Genomic DNA, 17,259 nt, shown 5'->3' on the forward strand with positions numbered 1-17,259 from the left:
AGTACAAACCCCCGCCGTTGGCAGCAACGATTAAGCCCGGCGCACGCGCGAGGCCTCCGGTGCCACCACTTCCCCGTCCGCCACCACCGTTTGCCCGTCGAGGCGGATGTCGCAGCGGCGCAGCGCGATGTCCATATGGCAAGGCGTTTTGCGCGTGCCGCCCACTTCGGTATTCGGCCCGGTGGAGAACAGGAAGTTGCCGTAAAACGCGCGCGCGTCCATGCACATGCCGTCGTTCTTGTCGTGCAGGCCCATCGCCGTCCACTGGGCACGCGGCTGCAGGCCCCAGCCGATGTGCGAGATGCCGTACACCTCCGGATCGTCAAAGTATTTCATGTATTCGCGCAGGTATTCCGCCTCGAAACCGCCGTGAATGCGGGTAACGAACCCTTGTTCGATCTCCAGCGTGATGCGTTCGCGCGCATAGCTTTTAAACGGCAGCAAGATATCGCCGACCTCCAGCACCAGCACCCCTTCCGCCTGCTCCTCATTCGGCCAGGTGAACAGGAAGCCGCTCGGCCAGTGATCCCAGCGCCCCGGTTCATCGGCATAGCCGTACTCGGTCACCGTCGGGTATTGCCCGAGCGGCGCGCGGAAATCGCTGCCGGCGGCGGAGGTCACCTGCATCAGCTTCGCCTGCTCCAGTACGGCGGCGGCGGCCAGCACCCGCGCCTTGTCCTCCGCGTTGGGCAACATGCGCGCCAGCACCTCCGGCGGCTCCACCGCCAGCAGGATGCGGGTGCCGGTTTTCAGAATCTGCTCCTGCTCCGGCGAATGCAGCAGCATCATGGTATCGACGATCAGATCGGCAGCCTCCAGCGCACGCTGCGCCGCCAGGTTGCCGGTCAGCGCGGTATCGCCGCAATAGGCGGTCATGTCGTTGCCCATCGCCCGCGGATGGTTGAACGCCGGCAGCTCGACGGCATACACCCTGGCACCCAGCCGCAGCGCCGCGTCGGTCGCGGCGCGCACCGTGCGCGCATCGGAATAATGGCTTTTCAAAATCGCCACGCTCTGCGAAGCATCGACCTTCGACAGCGTAAGCACCTGCTCGAACAGCTGTACCAACTGGGTTTCATTGACCGCCATGGCCTGTCTCCTGTCTCGTCAAGGGGGTCCGACGCCCGCAAGGCGGCGGTGACTTTTCAAACAATTTAAAGTGAACACACTCGTTTTTATCTAAGTCAAAAAAGCAAAGGAAAGCAAGTTGCGACTATCCATCATAAGAAAGTCCTATTTCATCCCTCTGCAATCCTGTGATTAACATGAGTTTAACAGTAATGCGCCGTCAATTAGCGTGAGCAAGATCTGATTTAACACTTTTGCAACTTTGCGTTATCTAGTGCATACACTATAAATCGATCGTCCAGCCACGCGTTGGGCCTACGCTGAAAAAAGCCAACAGACAGGGGAAACATGATGAGCAAACAACCACGCATCGCCGTCGTCGGCGCCGGGCTGGGGGGCGCCGCCGCCGCCGGGCTGCTGCAAAAAGCCGGCTTTACCGTCGATCTGTATGAACAGAGCCCGGCGTTCTCGCGCCTCGGCGCCGGCATTCACATGGGGCCGAACGTCCTGAAGATTTTCCGCCGGCTCGGCATTGAGCAGCGGCTGGAGCAGATGGCGTCTCATCCTGATTTCTGGTTCAGCCGCGATGCCGAGAGCGGCGACTATCTGTCGCGCATCGAACTGGGCGCCTTCGCCCGCCGGGAGTACGGCGCCGCCTATGTGACGGTGCACCGCGGCGATCTCCAGGCGTTGCAGCTTTCCGCGCTGCAGCCCGGCACCCTGCACTTCGGCAAATGCCTGAGCAAGATTGAAGATCGCGGGGACGAGGTGGTGCTGAACTTCGTCGACGGCACCTCGGCCCATGCCGACATCGTGATCGGTGCCGACGGCATCAATTCGCGCATCCGCGAACATCTTCTGGGGGCGGAAGCGCCGACCTACAGCGGCTGGGTGGCCCACCGCGCGCTGATCCGCGGCGAGAAGCTGGCGAAATACAACCTGACGTTCGAAGACTGCGTGAAGTGGTGGTCGGCGGATCGCCATCTGATGGTCTACTACACCACCCAACGGCGCGACGAGTATTACTACGTGAGCGGCGTGCCGCACCCGGCCTGGGATTTCCAGGGCAGCTTCATCGACAGCAGCCGCGAAGAGATGTTCGAGACCTTCACCGGCTACCACCCGATCGTGCAGGCGCTGATCGAATCCAGCGAGCAGGTCACCAAATGGCCATTGCTGAACCGCAAACCGCTGCCGCTGTGGAGCGAAGGCCGTCTGGTGCTGCTCGGCGACGCCTGCCATCCGATGAAACCGCACATGGCGCAGGGCGCGGCGATGGCGATCGAAGACGCCGCCATGCTGACCCGCTGCCTGCAGGAAACCGGCCTCGGCGACTACCGCACCGCCTTCCAGCTGTATGAAGCCAACCGCAAGGAGCGCGCCTCCAGGGTGCAGGCGGTGTCCAACGCCAACACCTTCCTGCGCACTCAGGAAGATCCGGCCTGGGTCTACGGCTATGACCTGTACGCGCAAGCGCTGAAATCGGAGAACGCCGCATGAGCACCTTCCTCTACGGCGCCCACGCTCACGCCAATGGCATTCGCCAACACTACCTGCGCTACGGCGGCCACGGCCCGGCGCTTATCCTGATCCCCGGCATCACCAGCCCGGCGATCACCTGGGGCTTCGTCGCCGAGCGGCTGGGAGAAAAATACGACGTCTACGTACTCGACGTGCGCGGCCGCGGTCTGTCATCCAGCGGCCCGGAACTGGCTTATGACGCAGAGACCTGCGCGCAGGACGTTAACGCCTTCGTCGCCGCGCTGAACCTGGCCAGTTACGCCCTGCTCGGCCATTCGATGGGCGCCCGCTTCGCCCTGCGCGCCGCCGTTTTGCAGCCCGCCGGCGTGCGGCGGCTGGTGCTGGTCGATCCGCCGGTTTCCGGCCCCGGCCGCCGCGCCTATCCCGGCCAATGGCCGTGGTACGCCGACTCTATCCGGCAGTCGCTGCCGGGCATGAGCGCCGAGCAGATGCGCGCCTTCTGCCCGACCTGGAGCGAGGAGCAACGCCGGCTGCGCGCCGAGTGGCTGCATACCTGCTACGAGCCGGCGATCCAACGCGCCTACGACGATTTTCATCAGGTGGACAGCCACCGTGACTACCCGCTGCTGGCCATGCCGACGCTGCTGATGGTCGCGGGCAAAGGCGGCGTCATTCAGCCCGAAGACCGGGCGGAGATCCGCGCGCTGCAGCCGGAGATCGCCATCGTCGAGGTCGAGAACGCCGGACACATGATCCCGTGGGACAATTTCGACGGCTTCTTCCGCGCCCTGGGCAATTTTCTGGATTAACTGAGGAACACCGACATGAGCAACCACTACCGCATCGGACAGATCGTGCCCAGCTCCAACACCACGATGGAAACCGAGATCCCGGCGATGCTAGGCGCGCGCCAGCTGATACGCCCGGAGCGTTTCACCTTTCACTCCAGCCGCATGCGCATGAAACACGTCAATAAAGAAGAGCTGGCGGCGATGGACGCCGAGTCCGATCGCTGCGCGCTGGAACTCTCCGACGCGCGGGTCGACGTGCTCGGCTACGCCTGCCTGGTGGCCATCATGGCAATGGGGCTGGGCTACCACCGCGAATCGCAGGCCCGGCTGGCGCAGGTGACGAAAGACAATCAGGCCGCCGCGCCGGTTATCAGCAGCGCCGGCGCGCTGGTCAACGGCCTGAAGGTGATCGGCGCCAAACGCATCGCGCTGGTGGCGCCCTATATGAAACCGCTGACCCAGCTGGTGGTGGACTACATCCAGCACGAAGGCATTGAGGTCAAGGTATGGCGCGCGCTGGAGATCCCGGACAACCTCGACGTCGGCCGGCACGATCCGGCCAGGCTGCCGGGGATCGTCGCCGAGATGGACTTACGCGAAGTCGATGCTATCGTGCTGTCCGCCTGCGTGCAGATGCCTTCGCTGCCGGCCGTTCCGACGGTGGAGGCCCAAACCGGCAAACCGGTGATCACCGCCGCCATCGCCACCACTTACGCGATGCTGACCGCGCTGGAGCTGGAGCCGATCGTCCCCGGCGCCGGCGCCCTGCTGTCCGGCGCCTATTGAGGAGGCATGATGAACGACACCCTCAGCGACAATTATCGCGGCGTCTGGGGCCAGCGCCTCGGCTTCGGCCGGCGCCCGGCGCTGCTGGCGATCGACTTCATGCAGGCCTACACCACCGAAGGCGCGCCGCTGTTCGCGCCGGGCGTGGTGAGCGCGGTCGAGGAAAGCCGCGAGTTGCTGGCCTGTGCGCGCCGCACGGGAATTCCTGTGATCCACACCCATATCCGCTATCATGCAGGCCATTTTGCCGATGGCGGCCTGTGGGTCAAAAAAGCGCCGGTGATGAAGGACATGGTGGCGGGCAACCCGCTGGCGGCGTTCTGCCCGCCGGTGGCGCCGCTGGCCGATGAGGTGGTGCTGAGCAAGCAATACGCCAGCGCCTTCTTCGGCACCGCGCTGGCGCCGCTGCTGGTGGCGCAAGGGATCGACACGCTGCTGATGATCGGCTGCTCCACCAGCGGCTGCATCCGCGCCAGCGCGGTGGACGCGGTGCAGCACGGCTTTCGCGCCATGGTGGTGCGCGAGTGCGTCGGCGATCGTCACCCCGGCCCGCACGAAGCCAACCTGTTCGACATCGACAGCAAATACGGCGACGTGGTGCACAAACGGGAGGCGCTCGACTACCTGAACCGGTTATGAGTCAACGATTCACCTGCAACGAAAATAACGAAGGCGCAGACAGCGCCTCACGCGACCGCCCGAAACAGGGCGGCGCCCCTGCAACGCAAACACAACAGGCGCCTCCTGCGGAGGCCAACACGCACCACCTGGAGACAACATCATGGCCATTGTCGACACCCCGTTGGCGGGGAAAGCGGACGCAGAATCGCTGCTGCTGTACCGCAAAATCACCTGGAAACTGATCCCGTTTCTTTGCCTGTGTTACCTGGCGGCCTACCTCGATCGCATCAACGTCGGGCTGGCCAAGCTGCAGATGGCCGATGCGCTGCAGCTGAGCGAAGCGGCCTTCGGCCTGGGCGCCGGGCTGTTCTTCGTCGGCTATATTCTGTTCGAGGTGCCGAGCAACCTGATCCTGCAGCGCGTCGGCGCCAAGATGTGGATCGCCCGCATCATGATCACCTGGGGGCTGCTGTCCACCGCCACCATGTTCGTCACCACGCCCACCCAGTTCTACGTCATCCGCTTTCTGCTCGGCGTGGCGGAGGCCGGTTTTCTGCCCGGCGTGCTCTTTTACCTGACGCTGTGGTTCCCGACCTATCGCCGCGGCCGCATCATCGCGCTGTTCATGATCGGCCTGCCGCTGTCCAGCGTGATCGGCGGGCCGCTCTCCGGCTGGATCATGGGCCATTTCGACATGCGCCACGGGCTGCACGGCTGGCAGTGGCTGTTTTTGCTGGAGGGCATTCCCAGCGTGCTGTTGGGGGTGCTGACCTTCTGGCTGTTGCCTAACACTTATCAGCAGGCCAAGTGGCTGACGCCCGAGGAAAAACAGCGCATCGCCGACGATTTGGCGCGTGACGACGCCGAGGCCGATCACGGCAAGCACAGCTTCCGCGACGGCTTCTTCAACCTGAAAGTGTGGATGCTCGGCGGCATCGACTTCGCCATTTTGCTCAGCGCCTACGCCATGGGCTTTTGGATGCCGACCTTCATCAAAACCGCCGGCGTCACCGACATCACCACCATCGGCTACCTGACGGCGATCCCCAGCGTCGCCGCCCTGCTCGGCATGCTGCTGATCGGCAGCAGTTCCGACCGGCTGCGCGAACGGCGCTGGCATATCATCGTGCCATTTATCGTCGGCGCGCTGGCAATGGCCGGCAGCACCTTCTTCACCCACAATGCGCTGGCCACGGTGCTGCTGTTCTCCATCGCCCAGGCGGCGATCATCGGCGCGGTGCCGGTATTCTTCAGCCTGCCGGCCACCTTCCTGCGCGGCACGGCGGCGGCGACCGGCTTCGCACTGGCCTGTTCGCTGGCCAACATCGCCGGGCTGGTGAGCAATTCGCTGATGGGGCTGGCGCTGGATCTGACCGGCAAGAGCGGCGGCGCGCTCTGGGCCTTCGCCAGCTGCCTGCTGCTCAGCTCGCTGCTGGTGGTGGCCCTGCCGGCCAAGGTGGTAAACCGCTGAATGTCGGCCAAGCCGAAAAAGACGAAGGGCGCATAACGCGCCCTTTTGTTTACTTACCGGAAATGGCCGAACTTACTCGTCCTTCAGCCCGCGGTTGATCAGCATCGGTTCGATGCTCGGCTCTTTGCCGCGCCAGTCGATGTACAGCTTCTCCAGATCCTGGCTGTTGCCGCGCGACAGGATCATGTCGCGGAAGCGCTGGCCGTTTTCGGCGGTCAGGCCACCGTGTTCGGTGAACCACTGGAAGGCGTCGTCCGCCAGCATTTCCGTCCACAGATAGGCGTAGTAGCCCGCGGCGTAGCCGTTACCCCAGATGTGCTGGAAATAGCTGGAACGGTAGCGCGGCGGCACGTAGCTGAGATCGACCTTGTCTTTTTGCAGCGACTCGGCCTCGAACTTGTCCACGTCCTGCTGCGGCTGGTCGGCCGTCAGCATGTGCCAGTGCATGTCCAGCAGCGCGGCGGACAGCAGCTCGGTCATGCTGTAGCCCTTGTTGAACTTGTCGGCCTTCTTGATCTTGTCGACCAGTTCCTGCGGCATCGCCTCGCCGGTCTGGTAGTGCTTGGCGAAGTGGCTGAACACTTTCGGATCGCTGACCCAGTGCTCGTTGAACTGCGACGGGAACTCGACGAAGTCGCGCGCGGTGTTGGTGCCCGACAGGCTCGGGTATTCCTGATCGGCGAACATGCCGTGCAGCGCGTGGCCGAACTCGTGGAACATGGTGATCACGTCGTCATACGACAGCAGCGCCGGCTGGCCCGGCGCCGGTTTGGTGAAGTTGGCGACGTTGTAGATCACCGGCTTGGTGCCGTTAAGCTTCGACTGATCGACGAAGTTGCTCATCCAGGCGCCGCCGCCCTTGTTGTCGCGCTTGAAGTAGTCGGTGTAGAACAGCGCCAGCGATTTGCCGTCCTTGTCGAACACTTCATACACCTTGACGTCCGGCTGGTAGACCGGGATGTCCTTGCGCTCCTTGAAGCTGATGCCGTACAGCAGGTTGGCGGCGTAGAACACGCCGTTGTTCAGCACGTTGTTCAGCTCGAAGTAAGGCTTGATCTGCGACTCGTCCAGATCGTATTTGGCCTTGCGCACCTGTTCGGCGTAGAACTGCCAGTCCCAGGCCTGCACCTTGAAATCGCCTTTCTGCTGGTCGATCACCGCCTGAATGTCTTTGGCCTCACGCTCGGCGCGCGCGGTAGCCGCCGGCACGATGTTGCGCATAAAGCTCAGCGCGGCATCCGGCGTCTTGGCCATCTGGTTTTGCAGTTTCCAGGCGGCGTAGTTCGGGTAGCCCAGCAGCTTGGCCTGCTCGGCGCGCACCTTGGCCAGACGGGAGATGGTCTGGCGGGTATCGTTGCCGTCGCCCTTCTCCGCACGCGTCCAGGAGGCGTCGAACAGCGCTTGGCGGGTATCGCGATCTTTCAGGCTCTGCAGCAGCGGCTGTTGCGTGGTGTTTTGCAGCACCAGCAGCCACTGTTTCTCCAGCTTGCGTTCGGCGGCCGCCTGCGCCGCCGCAGCCAGCTCGCCTTCCGACAGGCCGTCCAGCTTCGCCGGGTCGGTTATCGCCAGCGCGCCGTTCTTGCTCGCCGCCAGCAGTTTGTTGGTGAACTGGGTGCTCAGCGTCGCCGCTTCCTGGTTCAGCGCCTTCAGCTTGGCCTTGTCGGCGTCCGACAGGTTGGCGCCCGCCAGCTCGAAGTTCTTGTAGGTCACTTCCACCAGCCGGCGCGATTCCGGATCCAGCTTCAGCGCATCGCGATCCTGATAGATGGCCTTGATGCGAGCGAACAGCTTGCCGTTGAGCATGATGTCGTCGTTCAATGCCGCCAGCTTCGGCGAGGTTTCTTCATCCAGTTTCTGCAGCGCGTCGCTGGTGTTGGCCGAGGTCATGGCGCCGAACACGTTCATCACCCGCGTCAGCAGCGAACCGGCCTGCTCCAGCGCCACGAAGGTATTCTTGAAATTAGGCTTGGCCGGGTTGTTGGCGATCTTCTCCACCTCTTCCCGCTTTTGCTTGATGCCCGCCTCGATCGCCGGCGCGTAGTCGCTCTCCTTGATCAGGTTGAACGGCGGCGCCTGGAACGGCAGGCGGCTTTGATAGAAGAACGGATTCTGAGTCTTTTGCTTGTCGTGCTGATTGGCTTCACCGGTCACGGTAGCCTCCTTCGCCTGGCCGCTGGGCAGCGCGCTATGGTCGGCGTGAGGTTGGGTTTCTGCTGCCTGTGCCTGCGAGCCCAGCGCCATGCCGATCGCCAGCACCAATGTGGATAAACGCATCAAATCGAAACTCCTCCATGTTCACGGAATAAGGTCTCGGGGAATCGCTCCCTCTGAGTCACCTCCTAGCTTAGGTGCAGTTGGCAGTTTGAGCAAAAACAAGTGATTAGAAGTTAGCCGCCTCGCCAACCTGCTGTATCAGGAACGTCAGCAACGCGCGCGTTTTGGCCGGCAGATAGCGGCGACCGGGGTAAACGGCATACAGCTGCAACGGCGCCGGCGGCAGTGCCAGCGGCACCTCAACCAAACGGCCGTCGGCCAGAAACGGCCGGCAGCCGAGTTCGGAAAGCATGGCGAACCCCACGCCGGCCAAGGCCGCCTTTAGCGCCATCTCCCCGCTGTTGACGCGATAGCGCGTATTGACCGGGACGGTAACGAAGGTTCCGTCCGGGCGGACGAACTGCCACGGCATCCCCTTCAGCGCATCCACCGTGCTGATGCAGGGCAATTGCGTGAATTGTTCAATCGCCGACGACGGCGGCCACTGCGCCAGCAACGCCGGAGCGGCCACCACGATGCAGGGGAAAGACGCCAGCGGCTGCGCGACATAGTCGCTGTCGTCCAGCATGCCCCGGCTGATCATCACCGCCAGATCGACATCATCGAGCAGTGACGCCATGCCCGCCAGGTTGGTCACGCAGCTGATTTCGATCTGCGGATGCTGCACGGCGAACGCCGCCAGCGGCTCGCCCAACAGGTATGGCCCCACTTCATTGGGCACGCACAGGCGCAGCGGCCCGCGCAGCTGTTGCTGCCGCTCGCTGAGGGTTTGCGCGGTGTGTTCCAGCGACGCCAGCAGCGGCTGGGTGCGTTCATGCAATAGCTGGCCGTTCGGCGTCAGCCGCATCGAACGGGTGCTGCGTTCGAGCAATCGCTGCTCGAGCTGGCGCTCCAGCTGAGAGATATAGCGGCTGACGTTGGAGGTCGGCATCGCCAGCGCCCGCGCCGCCCCGACGAAGCTGCCTTGCTCCACCACCGTCACGAAAATGCGTAGCAGGTTTAAATCCAATTTGGCGCGCATAATTATCCCTAATTTGATAACAAACCATGCCATTTCTACCATCTAATCCCGACCAACGCCAAACGCTACACTGCCGGCCTGATTCTGCAACCCATGGATGCTTATGACACCCGCGAGAAAGCTGACGGCGATAGCGCTAGTCATCGCCTTTATTCAGTTCACCAATGCCCTGGAATACATGGTATTCAACCCGATATTCCTCTACATGGCCGCCGATTTTTCCGTGCCCGTCAGCTTCGCCGGCTATGTCAGCGCGGCCTATACGCTGGCGGCGGTGATTTCCGGCATCGGCGCATTTTTCTGGATCGGCGGCGTTGAGAAGCGGCGCTTTCTGCTGCTCAACGTCACGCTGCTGGGCGTGACCACCTTATTGATCGCCACAACCCAGCAGTTTTACTGGCTGCTGGCACTGCGGCTGTTGGCCGGGCTGTTGGGCGGCACCACGATGGGTGTCGGGATCGGCCTGCTGCTCAACGCCGCACCGGCCGCGCTGCACGGCAGAATGTTGGCGACGGTGATCGCGTCCTTTTCGTTGGTGAGCATTGTCGGCATGCCGGGCATGCTGTACCTGTGCGAAGTGGCGAGCTGGCGCGCCGCGCTGGTGACTATCGGCGGGCTGTGTCTGCTGGCGGCCGTCTTGGTCGCGCTGTTCGTTCCCAGGGATGCGCCGCAGCCACGGGCTACCGCGCCCGTCGCGCTCGATCGCCGGTTGCTGCTGTTCGCCGCCGCCGCCGGCCTGACGCAGTTCAGCCCGATGCTGCTGATCCCGGTGCTGGCGCCGCTGCTCACCCAGCGGCTACAGGTGGCAGACGCGCATTTGCCCTGGCTGTTTCTCATCGGCGGCATGGCCGGCTATCTGGCGACCGTACTGGCGGGCCGCTGGCTGCAACGCTTTGGCACCGTGACGCTGACGGTGGGCGCCACGCTGTTGCTGCTGGGCAGCCTGTGGCTGGCGGCGCGCGGTGGCGATCGCGGCGAGCTGTTCATGGTCGCGTTTCTCGCGGCGGCCTATGCGCGGCTGGTGGCGATCTCTTCCCTGAGCCTGCGCTGGCCGGACGCTCGGCAGCGCGCCGCCTTTGGCGTACTGCAAACCGCCCTGATACACCTGAGCGCCACGGCGGCCTTCTTGCTCTCCTCCGCGTTGCTGAGCAGCGGCCTCACCCCGCTTAGCCTGCAACGCCTGTTATGGCTGTGCGCGCTGAGCGCGGTCGCCGTCGCGCCGCTCAGCGTTTGGCTGCAGGCGCGGCTGCGTCAGCGCGGCGCCTGATAAACCACCTTGCCGTCCACATAGGTGCGATAAATATTGCGATCGTCCCCCAGGGTCATCAGCACGAACCCTTGTTCCGCCGACGTGGCGCTGTTGGCGTAGCGCAACTGCTGCAGCGGCGTGATCGCCGGATCGAGCACCACGAAATCCGCCTCTTTGCCGACGTTGAAGTTGCCGATTTTGTCGTCCAGCGCCAGCGCGCGGGCGCCGCCCAGGGTGGCGTGATAGAACGCTTCTACGGCGGAGAGCCGGTAATGCTGCAGCTGGCCGACCTTGTATGCCTCGCCCAACGTGCGCAGCATATTGAAGGTGGTGCCGGCCCCCACGTCGGTGCCGATGCCGAGCTTCACCCGCTTGCGCCAGGCCTGCTGCAGGTCGAACAGCCCGCTGCCGAGGAACAGGTTGGAGGTGGGGCAAAACGCGATCGCCGAGCGGGTCTCGCACAGGCAGTCCCACTCCTGCTCCTCCAGGTGCAGGCAGTGGGCGAACACGCTTTTGCCGCCGGTCATGCCGTAGCGATGGTAAACGTCCAGATAGCTTTGGCTCTGCGGGAACAGCGATTTTACCCAGGCCACTTCCTGCGGATTCTCGCTCAGGTGCGTCTGCAGCCAAACGTCGGGGAATTCTTCGCGCAGCCGCTGCACCTGCGCCAGCAACGCCGGCGTACTGGTGGGCGCAAAGCGCGGCGTAATGGCGTAACCGAGGCGGCCTTTGCCGTGCCAGCGCTCGATCAGCTCACGCGTCTGGCGATAACTTTGCTCCGGCGTTTCCAGCAGCGCCTCCGGCGCATGGCGATCCATCATCACCTTACCGGCGATCAGGCGCATATTCAGCGCTTGCGCCTGGGTGAACAGCGCATCGACCGACTGCGGGTGCACGCTGCCGAACACCAGCGCGGTGGTGGTGCCGTTGCTCAGCAACTCCCGCAGAAAGAAGGCCGACATCTCGTCGGCGTGCTGTTCGCAGCCGTAACGGCTTTCGGTCGGGAAGGTGTAATTGTTTAACCACCCCAGCAACTGGTCGCCATAGGCGCCGATCATTTCGGTTTGTGGGTAGTGGATATGGGTGTCGATAAAGCCCGGCACGATCGGTTTGTCGCGATACTCCGTGACCGCGAAACCCGGCGGCAACAGCGCCTCACCCTGCTGCCAGCTGCCGAACCAGACGATGGTGCCCTCGTTGAGCAGCAACAAACCGTCGGGAATGTGCCGCAGGCGTTCGTCGAGCTGTTGCGGTTCCTCCACGCAGGCGGTGATATCAAAAAAATTGCCACGAATAGCCGTGGTGAATTGCAGTGCCATTATTTTCTTCCTTGTGACGACCGGCCAAGCTCACCCGCGTAATAATCTTCGCTGATGAAACAATGCCTTTTATTACCCAAACTCAAAGACCGGATTAAGCATAGCAAGCCGTGTGCCAATAGGCGGCCATAAGATACATTTACATTTAAAAACAGAGACATATTAATTTAATCAAAGAAAGCCAACCGATGAAAAAGAATAAAACGCGCGGCGATCTTCAACGGTAGACCAATAGCAACCGTTTGCTTGCCGGAATAACGCCGCGCCGCTGCACCTTTACCGGGCAAGCGGATAATTTCGCGGCCGCTGCGGTTATTTTAACGCGATGCAAAACGGTCTGCCCCATTCCGCAGGCCACCCGACAAACTTGAAACGATAACCATTCTCAATTATCATCCGCGCATCTTTTTGACCAGCAATGCGAAAACCATGTCCGCCACCGCTTCTGCCCCGCACGCCGCGCTGTCGCGCCTTTACGCCACCCACCATGCCTGGTTGCAGGGATGGCTGCGCAGGCGGCTGGGCTGCGCTTTCGACGCGGACGATGTGGCGCAGGACACCTTCATGCGCCTGCTGAAAAGCGACGCCGCGGCGACCCTGCGCGAGCCGAAAGATTTTCTGGTCACCGTCGCCAAGCGGGTGATGGTCGATCTGTTTCGCCGCAGAACGCTGGAGCGCGCCTATCTGGAGATGCTGGCGCTGATCCCGGACGGCTATGCCCCGTCGCCGGAGCAGCGCCAGAGCCTGCTGGAAAGCCTGCAGGAGATAGACGCCATGCTCGACGGCCTGGGGCCGAAGGTGAAACAGGCCTTCCTGCTGTCGCAGCTCGAAGGCCTGGGCTATGCGGACATCGCCGTGCGCCTCGGCGTGTCGGTCAGCTCGGTTAAAAAATACATGGCCAAGGCCACCGAGCATTGCCTGCTGTTCAGCCTGGAAAACGACGTTTTCTCATGAGCAACGCCATCACCCCCGAGCAGCGCCAGGCGCTGAAGATGGCCGCACACTGGTATGCCCTGCTGTGCGATGAACACGTCACCGACCGCCAGCGCCAACAGTGGCAAGCCTGGCATCAGCAGCATGACGATCACCGCTGGGCCTGGCAGCGCGTCGAAGCGTTGCAGAGCCAGCTGCAGGGCGTACCGGGCAAGTTCAGCTACCGTGCGCTCGATCGCGCCGGCCGCCAATCGGCGATCGATCGCCGCACCCTGCTGAAGAGCCTGCTGCTGTTGCTCGGCGTGGGCGGCGGCGGCTTCCTTTACCAGTCGCCGCTCGGCCGGGAGCTGCGCGCCGACTACCGCACCGCCACCGGCGAGATCAAACCCATAGTGTTAAGCGACGGTACCCAGCTGGTGCTGAACACCGCCAGCGCGGTGGACGTGCATTACGACGATCGCCAACGGCTGATCCGCTTGCACGCCGGGGAAATCAGCCTGGTGACCGGACGCGACCCCCGGCCGCTGTGGGTGCAAAGCCCGCAGGGAGCGATGCGCGCGCTCGGCACCCGCTTTTTGGTGCGTGAGAACGGCGGCGAGACGCGCCTGACGGTGCTGGAGCATGCGGTCGAAGCGCAGCTGGCGCAGGACGCGCGGCAAACTCGCCGGGTGGAAGCCGGAGAACAGATAAGCTTCAGCGCCGCGGCCTTCAGCGACAAACAACCGGCTGCGGCGGAGGACGGCTGGCTGCGCGGCGTGCTGAGCGTCAGCCAGTGGCGGCTGGACCGGGTGATCGCCGAACTGGCGCGCTACCGGCGCGGCCATCTGAGCTGCGATCCGGCCGTCGCCGGCCTGCGCGTCAGCGGCAGTTTCCCGCTCAACGATACCGATCGCGCCCTTGCCCTGCTCAGCCAGACCCTGCCGGTGCGCCTGCAGAGCTTTACCCGCTATTGGCTGAAAATCGTCCCCGCCTGAATCTTTTTAAATGAAAATGATAAAAAATCGCATTCTTGATTGTCCCTTTTGCTTTGCTCATCCGACTCCCAGGAAAACACTGCAGCAATAAATAAAAAATGATTCAGGAGAAGGTATGAACAACGCTTGGGGAAAGGGAGCGCCGGCTTCGCTTTGGGGAAAACGGGCCACGCCGCTGGCCGTGGCCATTGGCCTGGCCTTCGCCGCACCGCTGACGGCGAGCGCCGCCAGCGCCGCTGCAACCTATCACATTCCGGCCGGTGAGCTGGACGGCGCGCTGAACGCGTTCGCCGCGCGCGCCGGCATCGCGCTCTCGGTGGACGGCACGCTGACCGCCGGTAAGCGTTCGCCGGGCCTGAGCGGCAGCTACGGCGTCGATGACGGCCTGAACGCCCTGCTGGCCGGCAGCGGCCTGCAGGCTAAAGCGCTCGGCAACCACGGTTACACGCTGGCCAAACTGCCGCAGCCGCAGAAGGAAGAAGACATCACCGTGGTCGGTGACTGGCTGGCGGAAGGCCGTCAGGTAGACGTGTTCGAACATCCCGGCGCGCGCGACGTGGTGCGCCGCGAAGAATTCGCCAAAACCGGCACCACCACCGTGCGCGAAGCGTTGAACCGCGTGCCGGGCGTGGTGGCACCTGAGAACAACGGCACCGGCAGCCATGACATGGCGCTGAACTTCGGCATTCGCGGCCTCAACCCACGCCTCGCCAGCCGCTCCACCGTGTTGATGGACGGCATCCCGGTGCCCTTCGCCCCTTACGGCCAGCCGCAGCTGTCGCTGGCGCCGGTCTCGCTCGGCAATATGGATGCGATTGACGTGGTGCGCGGCGGCGGCGCGGTGCGTTACGGGCCACAGAGCGTCGGCGGCGTCGTCAACTTCGTCACCCGTGCCATCCCGAAAACCTTCGGCATGGAGGCCGGCATGCAGGGGCAGCTCAGCCCAACCTCGCGCCAGGATCACCCGAAAGGCACCGGTAACCTGATGATCGGCGGCACCGCCGACAACGGCCTCGGCGCGGCGCTGCTCTACTCCGGCACCCGCGGCAGCGACTGGCGCGAACACAGCGCGACCAAAATTGACGATGTGATGCTGAAAAGCCGTTACGCCCCGAACGAAGTGCACACCTTCAACAGCCTGCTGCAATACTACGAAGGCGAAGCGGACATGCCGGGCGGCCTGAGCCGGGCGGACTACAACGCCAACCCGTTCCAGTCGACGCGCCCGTACGACAAGTTCTGGGGCCGGCGCCAGCTGGCGAACTTCGGCTACCAGTATCAGCCGGATCAGCAGCACAAGTTCGACGTGCAGAGCTTCTACACCTACACCCTGCGCAGCGGCTATCTCGATCAGGGCAAAAACCTGACGCTGTCGCCGCGCGAATACTGGGTGCGCGGCGTGGAACCGCGCTACAGCCAGAGCTTCCGCTGGGGCGATTCGGCCCATGAAGTGGGCGTCGGCTACCGCTACGTCAGCGAATCCACCCACGAGCTGCGCTACACCAGCAAGGCCAGCACCGGCCGGCTGCCGTCCACCGCCAGCCCGTACGATCGCGACACCCAGTCCGGCACCGAGGCGCACGCCTTCTATATCGACGATCGCATCGATATCGGCGACTGGACCATTACGCCGGGCATGCGCTACGAGTACATCAAGTCGTATCCGAACAACTACATCAAGAACAACCGCCTCGACGTTAGCTATAACGCGCCGCTGCCGGCGTTGAACGTGATGTATCACCTGAACGAATACTGGAACCTGTACGCCAACACCGAAGGCTCCTTCGGCACCGTACAGTACAGCCAGATGGGCAAAGCGGTCGACAGCGGCAAGATTGAACCCGAGAAGGCGCGCACCTGGGAGCTGGGCACCCGCTACGCCGGCGATGCGCTGACCGGTGAGATCGGGCTGTTCCTGATCAACTTCAACAACCAGTACGACTCCAACCAGGTGACCGACAGCGTGACCGCGCGCGGCAAAACCCGCCACGCCGGGCTGGAAGGCAGCCTGCGTTACGATCTGTCGCAGCTGACGCCGAAACTGGACGACCTGACCGCCTACGCCAGCTACGCCTACGTCAACGCCACCATCCGTGAAGACGGCGGCTACAAGGGCAATCAGGTGCCGTTCTCGCCGAAGCATAAAGGCACGCTGGGGCTGGACTACACGCCGGGCAACTGGGCGTTTAACCTTAACGGCGAGTTCCAATCCAGCCAGTTCGCCGACAACGCCAACACCGTGGCGGAAAGCGCCGACGGCAGCACCGGCCGCATTCCCGGCTATATGCTGTGGGGCGTGCGCGCCGCCTATGATTTCGGCCCGGAAATGGCCGGTCTGAATCTGGGCGTCGGCGTGAAAAACCTGTTCAACCACGAGTATTTCACCCGCGCCTATGACGACAATAACAAAGGTCTGTACGTCGGCCAGCCGCGCACGATCTATCTGCAAGGCTCGGTGAAGTTCTGACCCCCGGCGGCGGGCGCACCTATCGCGCTCGCCGCCTCACTTATAGCGTGACATTGTCACCAAACCCGTTCTTTCCATCTTGCCCAAGCGACGAAAAATAAGTCGCTTCTGCCGCCAATGCGCGTAATATCGACGATCCGCCCTAATTTATAGGCGCGGATTTTTTGCCGTTCTGGCCTGAAAAGCGAGGGAAAATAAGATGAATCATAATGACCTTTCTCAGTGCCGCGTGGACACCGACCGTTTGTTGATTGCCCCCTTTACCGCAGCAGACGCCGACGATGTTTACCAGGCGATCACCCCCACTCTGACACGCTTTATGGCCTTTGAGCCGGAGGCGTCGCCGGAAGATTTCGCCAACGTCTGGCAAGGCTGGCTGCCGCTGATGCGCGAAGGCGAAGAAGTGATCTTCGTCGCCCGCCGGCGCGAAGACCGACAGTTCGTCGGCGTCGGCGGCGCGCACAACCTGCGCAGCCACACCCCGGAGCTGGGCATCTGGGTGAAAGAGGGCCTGCACGGCCAGGGCTACGGCCGCGAAATAGTGCAAGGTATCGCGCGTTGGGCCAGCGAACGCTTCCAGCCGCCGCACTTTCTCTACCCGGTGGCCGAACAGAATACCGCCAGCCGCCGCCTCGTCGAGTCGCTGGGCGGCGTGCTGGCCGGCCGCTGCGAACGCGTCAAGTACGACGCCGTGGTATACCACCTGCCGCCTCAGCGCTAATCAGCATCGGGCCGCCGGCCCGGTGTGACCTTTTTTGCTTTCCGCCGTGATAACCGCTGCCACTGCCTGCAGGTTTGTGCTA

At 63.2% G+C, this 17,259-nt stretch carries 14 protein-coding genes; 10 read left to right on the forward strand and 4 right to left on the reverse strand.

The features are described 5' to 3' along the window. Positions 1–30: 30 nt before the first annotated feature. Complete coding sequence (locus AC4PR2_RS08520) at positions 31–1,089, reverse strand: 2,5-dihydroxypyridine 5,6-dioxygenase (RefSeq protein WP_015377796.1); 1,059 nt, start codon at positions 1,087–1,089, stop codon at positions 31–33. 327 nt (positions 1,090–1,416) lie between these two features. Here AC4PR2_RS08520 and AC4PR2_RS08525 point away from each other — a divergent pair, with 327 nt between their 5' ends. The 5 genes from AC4PR2_RS08525 to AC4PR2_RS08545 all read left to right on the forward strand — a co-directional run bounded on the left by AC4PR2_RS08525 (position 1,417) and on the right by AC4PR2_RS08545 (position 6,219). After that, positions 1,417–2,568: an FAD-dependent monooxygenase gene (locus AC4PR2_RS08525; protein ID WP_084826295.1), complete on the forward strand. Its 1,152-nt coding sequence runs from the start codon at positions 1,417–1,419 to the stop codon at positions 2,566–2,568. Next, positions 2,565–3,359 carry an alpha/beta fold hydrolase gene (locus AC4PR2_RS08530; RefSeq protein WP_492175023.1) on the forward strand — a complete coding sequence of 265 codons (795 nt, stop codon included), beginning with the start codon at positions 2,565–2,567 and terminating at the stop codon, positions 3,357–3,359. The genes AC4PR2_RS08525 and AC4PR2_RS08530 overlap by 4 nt, the downstream gene beginning before the upstream one ends. 15 nt (positions 3,360–3,374) lie before the next feature. Further along, complete coding sequence (locus tag AC4PR2_RS08535) at positions 3,375–4,127, forward strand: maleate cis-trans isomerase family protein (RefSeq protein WP_016927838.1); 753 nt, start codon at positions 3,375–3,377, stop codon at positions 4,125–4,127. A gap of 9 nt (positions 4,128–4,136) precedes the next feature. Then, positions 4,137–4,766, forward strand: a complete 630-nt coding sequence (locus AC4PR2_RS08540) for an N-carbamoylsarcosine amidohydrolase (RefSeq protein WP_055312376.1) — start codon at positions 4,137–4,139, stop codon at positions 4,764–4,766. Positions 4,767–4,908: 142 nt separating this feature from the next. Next, positions 4,909–6,219 (forward strand): MFS transporter, encoded by a 1,311-nt coding sequence (locus AC4PR2_RS08545; RefSeq protein WP_492175025.1) that lies wholly within the window; start codon positions 4,909–4,911, stop codon positions 6,217–6,219. A 72-nt stretch (positions 6,220–6,291) separates the two neighbouring features. Here the strand turns inward: AC4PR2_RS08545 and dcp are convergent, their stop codons facing one another. Together dcp and AC4PR2_RS08555 are read right to left on the reverse strand one after the other, a co-directional pair. Continuing rightward, complete coding sequence (gene dcp, locus AC4PR2_RS08550) at positions 6,292–8,493, reverse strand: peptidyl-dipeptidase Dcp (RefSeq protein WP_060419080.1); 2,202 nt, start codon at positions 8,491–8,493, stop codon at positions 6,292–6,294. Positions 8,494–8,599: 106 nt separating this feature from the next. Continuing rightward, entirely contained in the window at positions 8,600–9,514 is a 915-nt protein-coding gene (locus AC4PR2_RS08555) for a LysR family transcriptional regulator (RefSeq protein WP_060440012.1), read from the reverse strand. A 103-nt stretch (positions 9,515–9,617) separates the two neighbouring features. Between AC4PR2_RS08555 and AC4PR2_RS08560 the strand changes: the two genes are divergently transcribed. Next, the gene (locus AC4PR2_RS08560; protein WP_492175026.1) at positions 9,618–10,781 is read left to right on the forward strand and encodes an MFS transporter; all 1,164 of its coding nucleotides are present in this window, start codon (positions 9,618–9,620) and stop codon (positions 10,779–10,781) included. Here the strand turns inward: AC4PR2_RS08560 and guaD are convergent. Beyond that, the gene (guaD, locus tag AC4PR2_RS08565) at positions 10,766–12,082 is read right to left on the reverse strand and encodes a guanine deaminase (protein ID WP_087763465.1); all 1,317 of its coding nucleotides are present in this window, start codon (positions 12,080–12,082) and stop codon (positions 10,766–10,768) included. The two genes, AC4PR2_RS08560 and guaD, sit on opposite strands and share 16 nt — an antisense overlap. Before the next feature lie 429 nt (positions 12,083–12,511). Between guaD and fecI the strand changes: the two genes are divergently transcribed. From fecI to AC4PR2_RS08585, 4 genes are all read left to right on the forward strand, one after another. Beyond that, positions 12,512–13,036, forward strand: a complete 525-nt coding sequence (fecI, locus tag AC4PR2_RS08570) for a ferric citrate uptake sigma factor FecI (RefSeq protein ID WP_102984742.1) — start codon at positions 12,512–12,514, stop codon at positions 13,034–13,036. Then, a complete protein-coding gene (gene fecR / locus AC4PR2_RS08575; protein ID WP_060419088.1) occupies positions 13,033–13,989 on the forward strand; it encodes a ferric citrate uptake sigma factor regulator FecR in 957 nt (318 codons plus the stop codon). The genes fecI and fecR overlap by 4 nt, the downstream gene beginning before the upstream one ends. A gap of 115 nt (positions 13,990–14,104) precedes the next feature. After that, the gene (fecA, locus tag AC4PR2_RS08580) at positions 14,105–16,456 is read left to right on the forward strand and encodes a TonB-dependent Fe(3+) dicitrate receptor FecA (RefSeq protein WP_492175027.1); all 2,352 of its coding nucleotides are present in this window, start codon (positions 14,105–14,107) and stop codon (positions 16,454–16,456) included. 199 nt (positions 16,457–16,655) lie between these two features. Beyond that, positions 16,656–17,177, forward strand: coding sequence for a GNAT family N-acetyltransferase (locus AC4PR2_RS08585; protein ID WP_141959119.1), 522 nt, complete (start codon positions 16,656–16,658; stop codon positions 17,175–17,177). The last annotated feature ends 82 nt before the right edge of the window (positions 17,178–17,259 follow it).

The sequence above is a fragment of the Serratia sp. A07 genome (assembly GCF_058725505.1).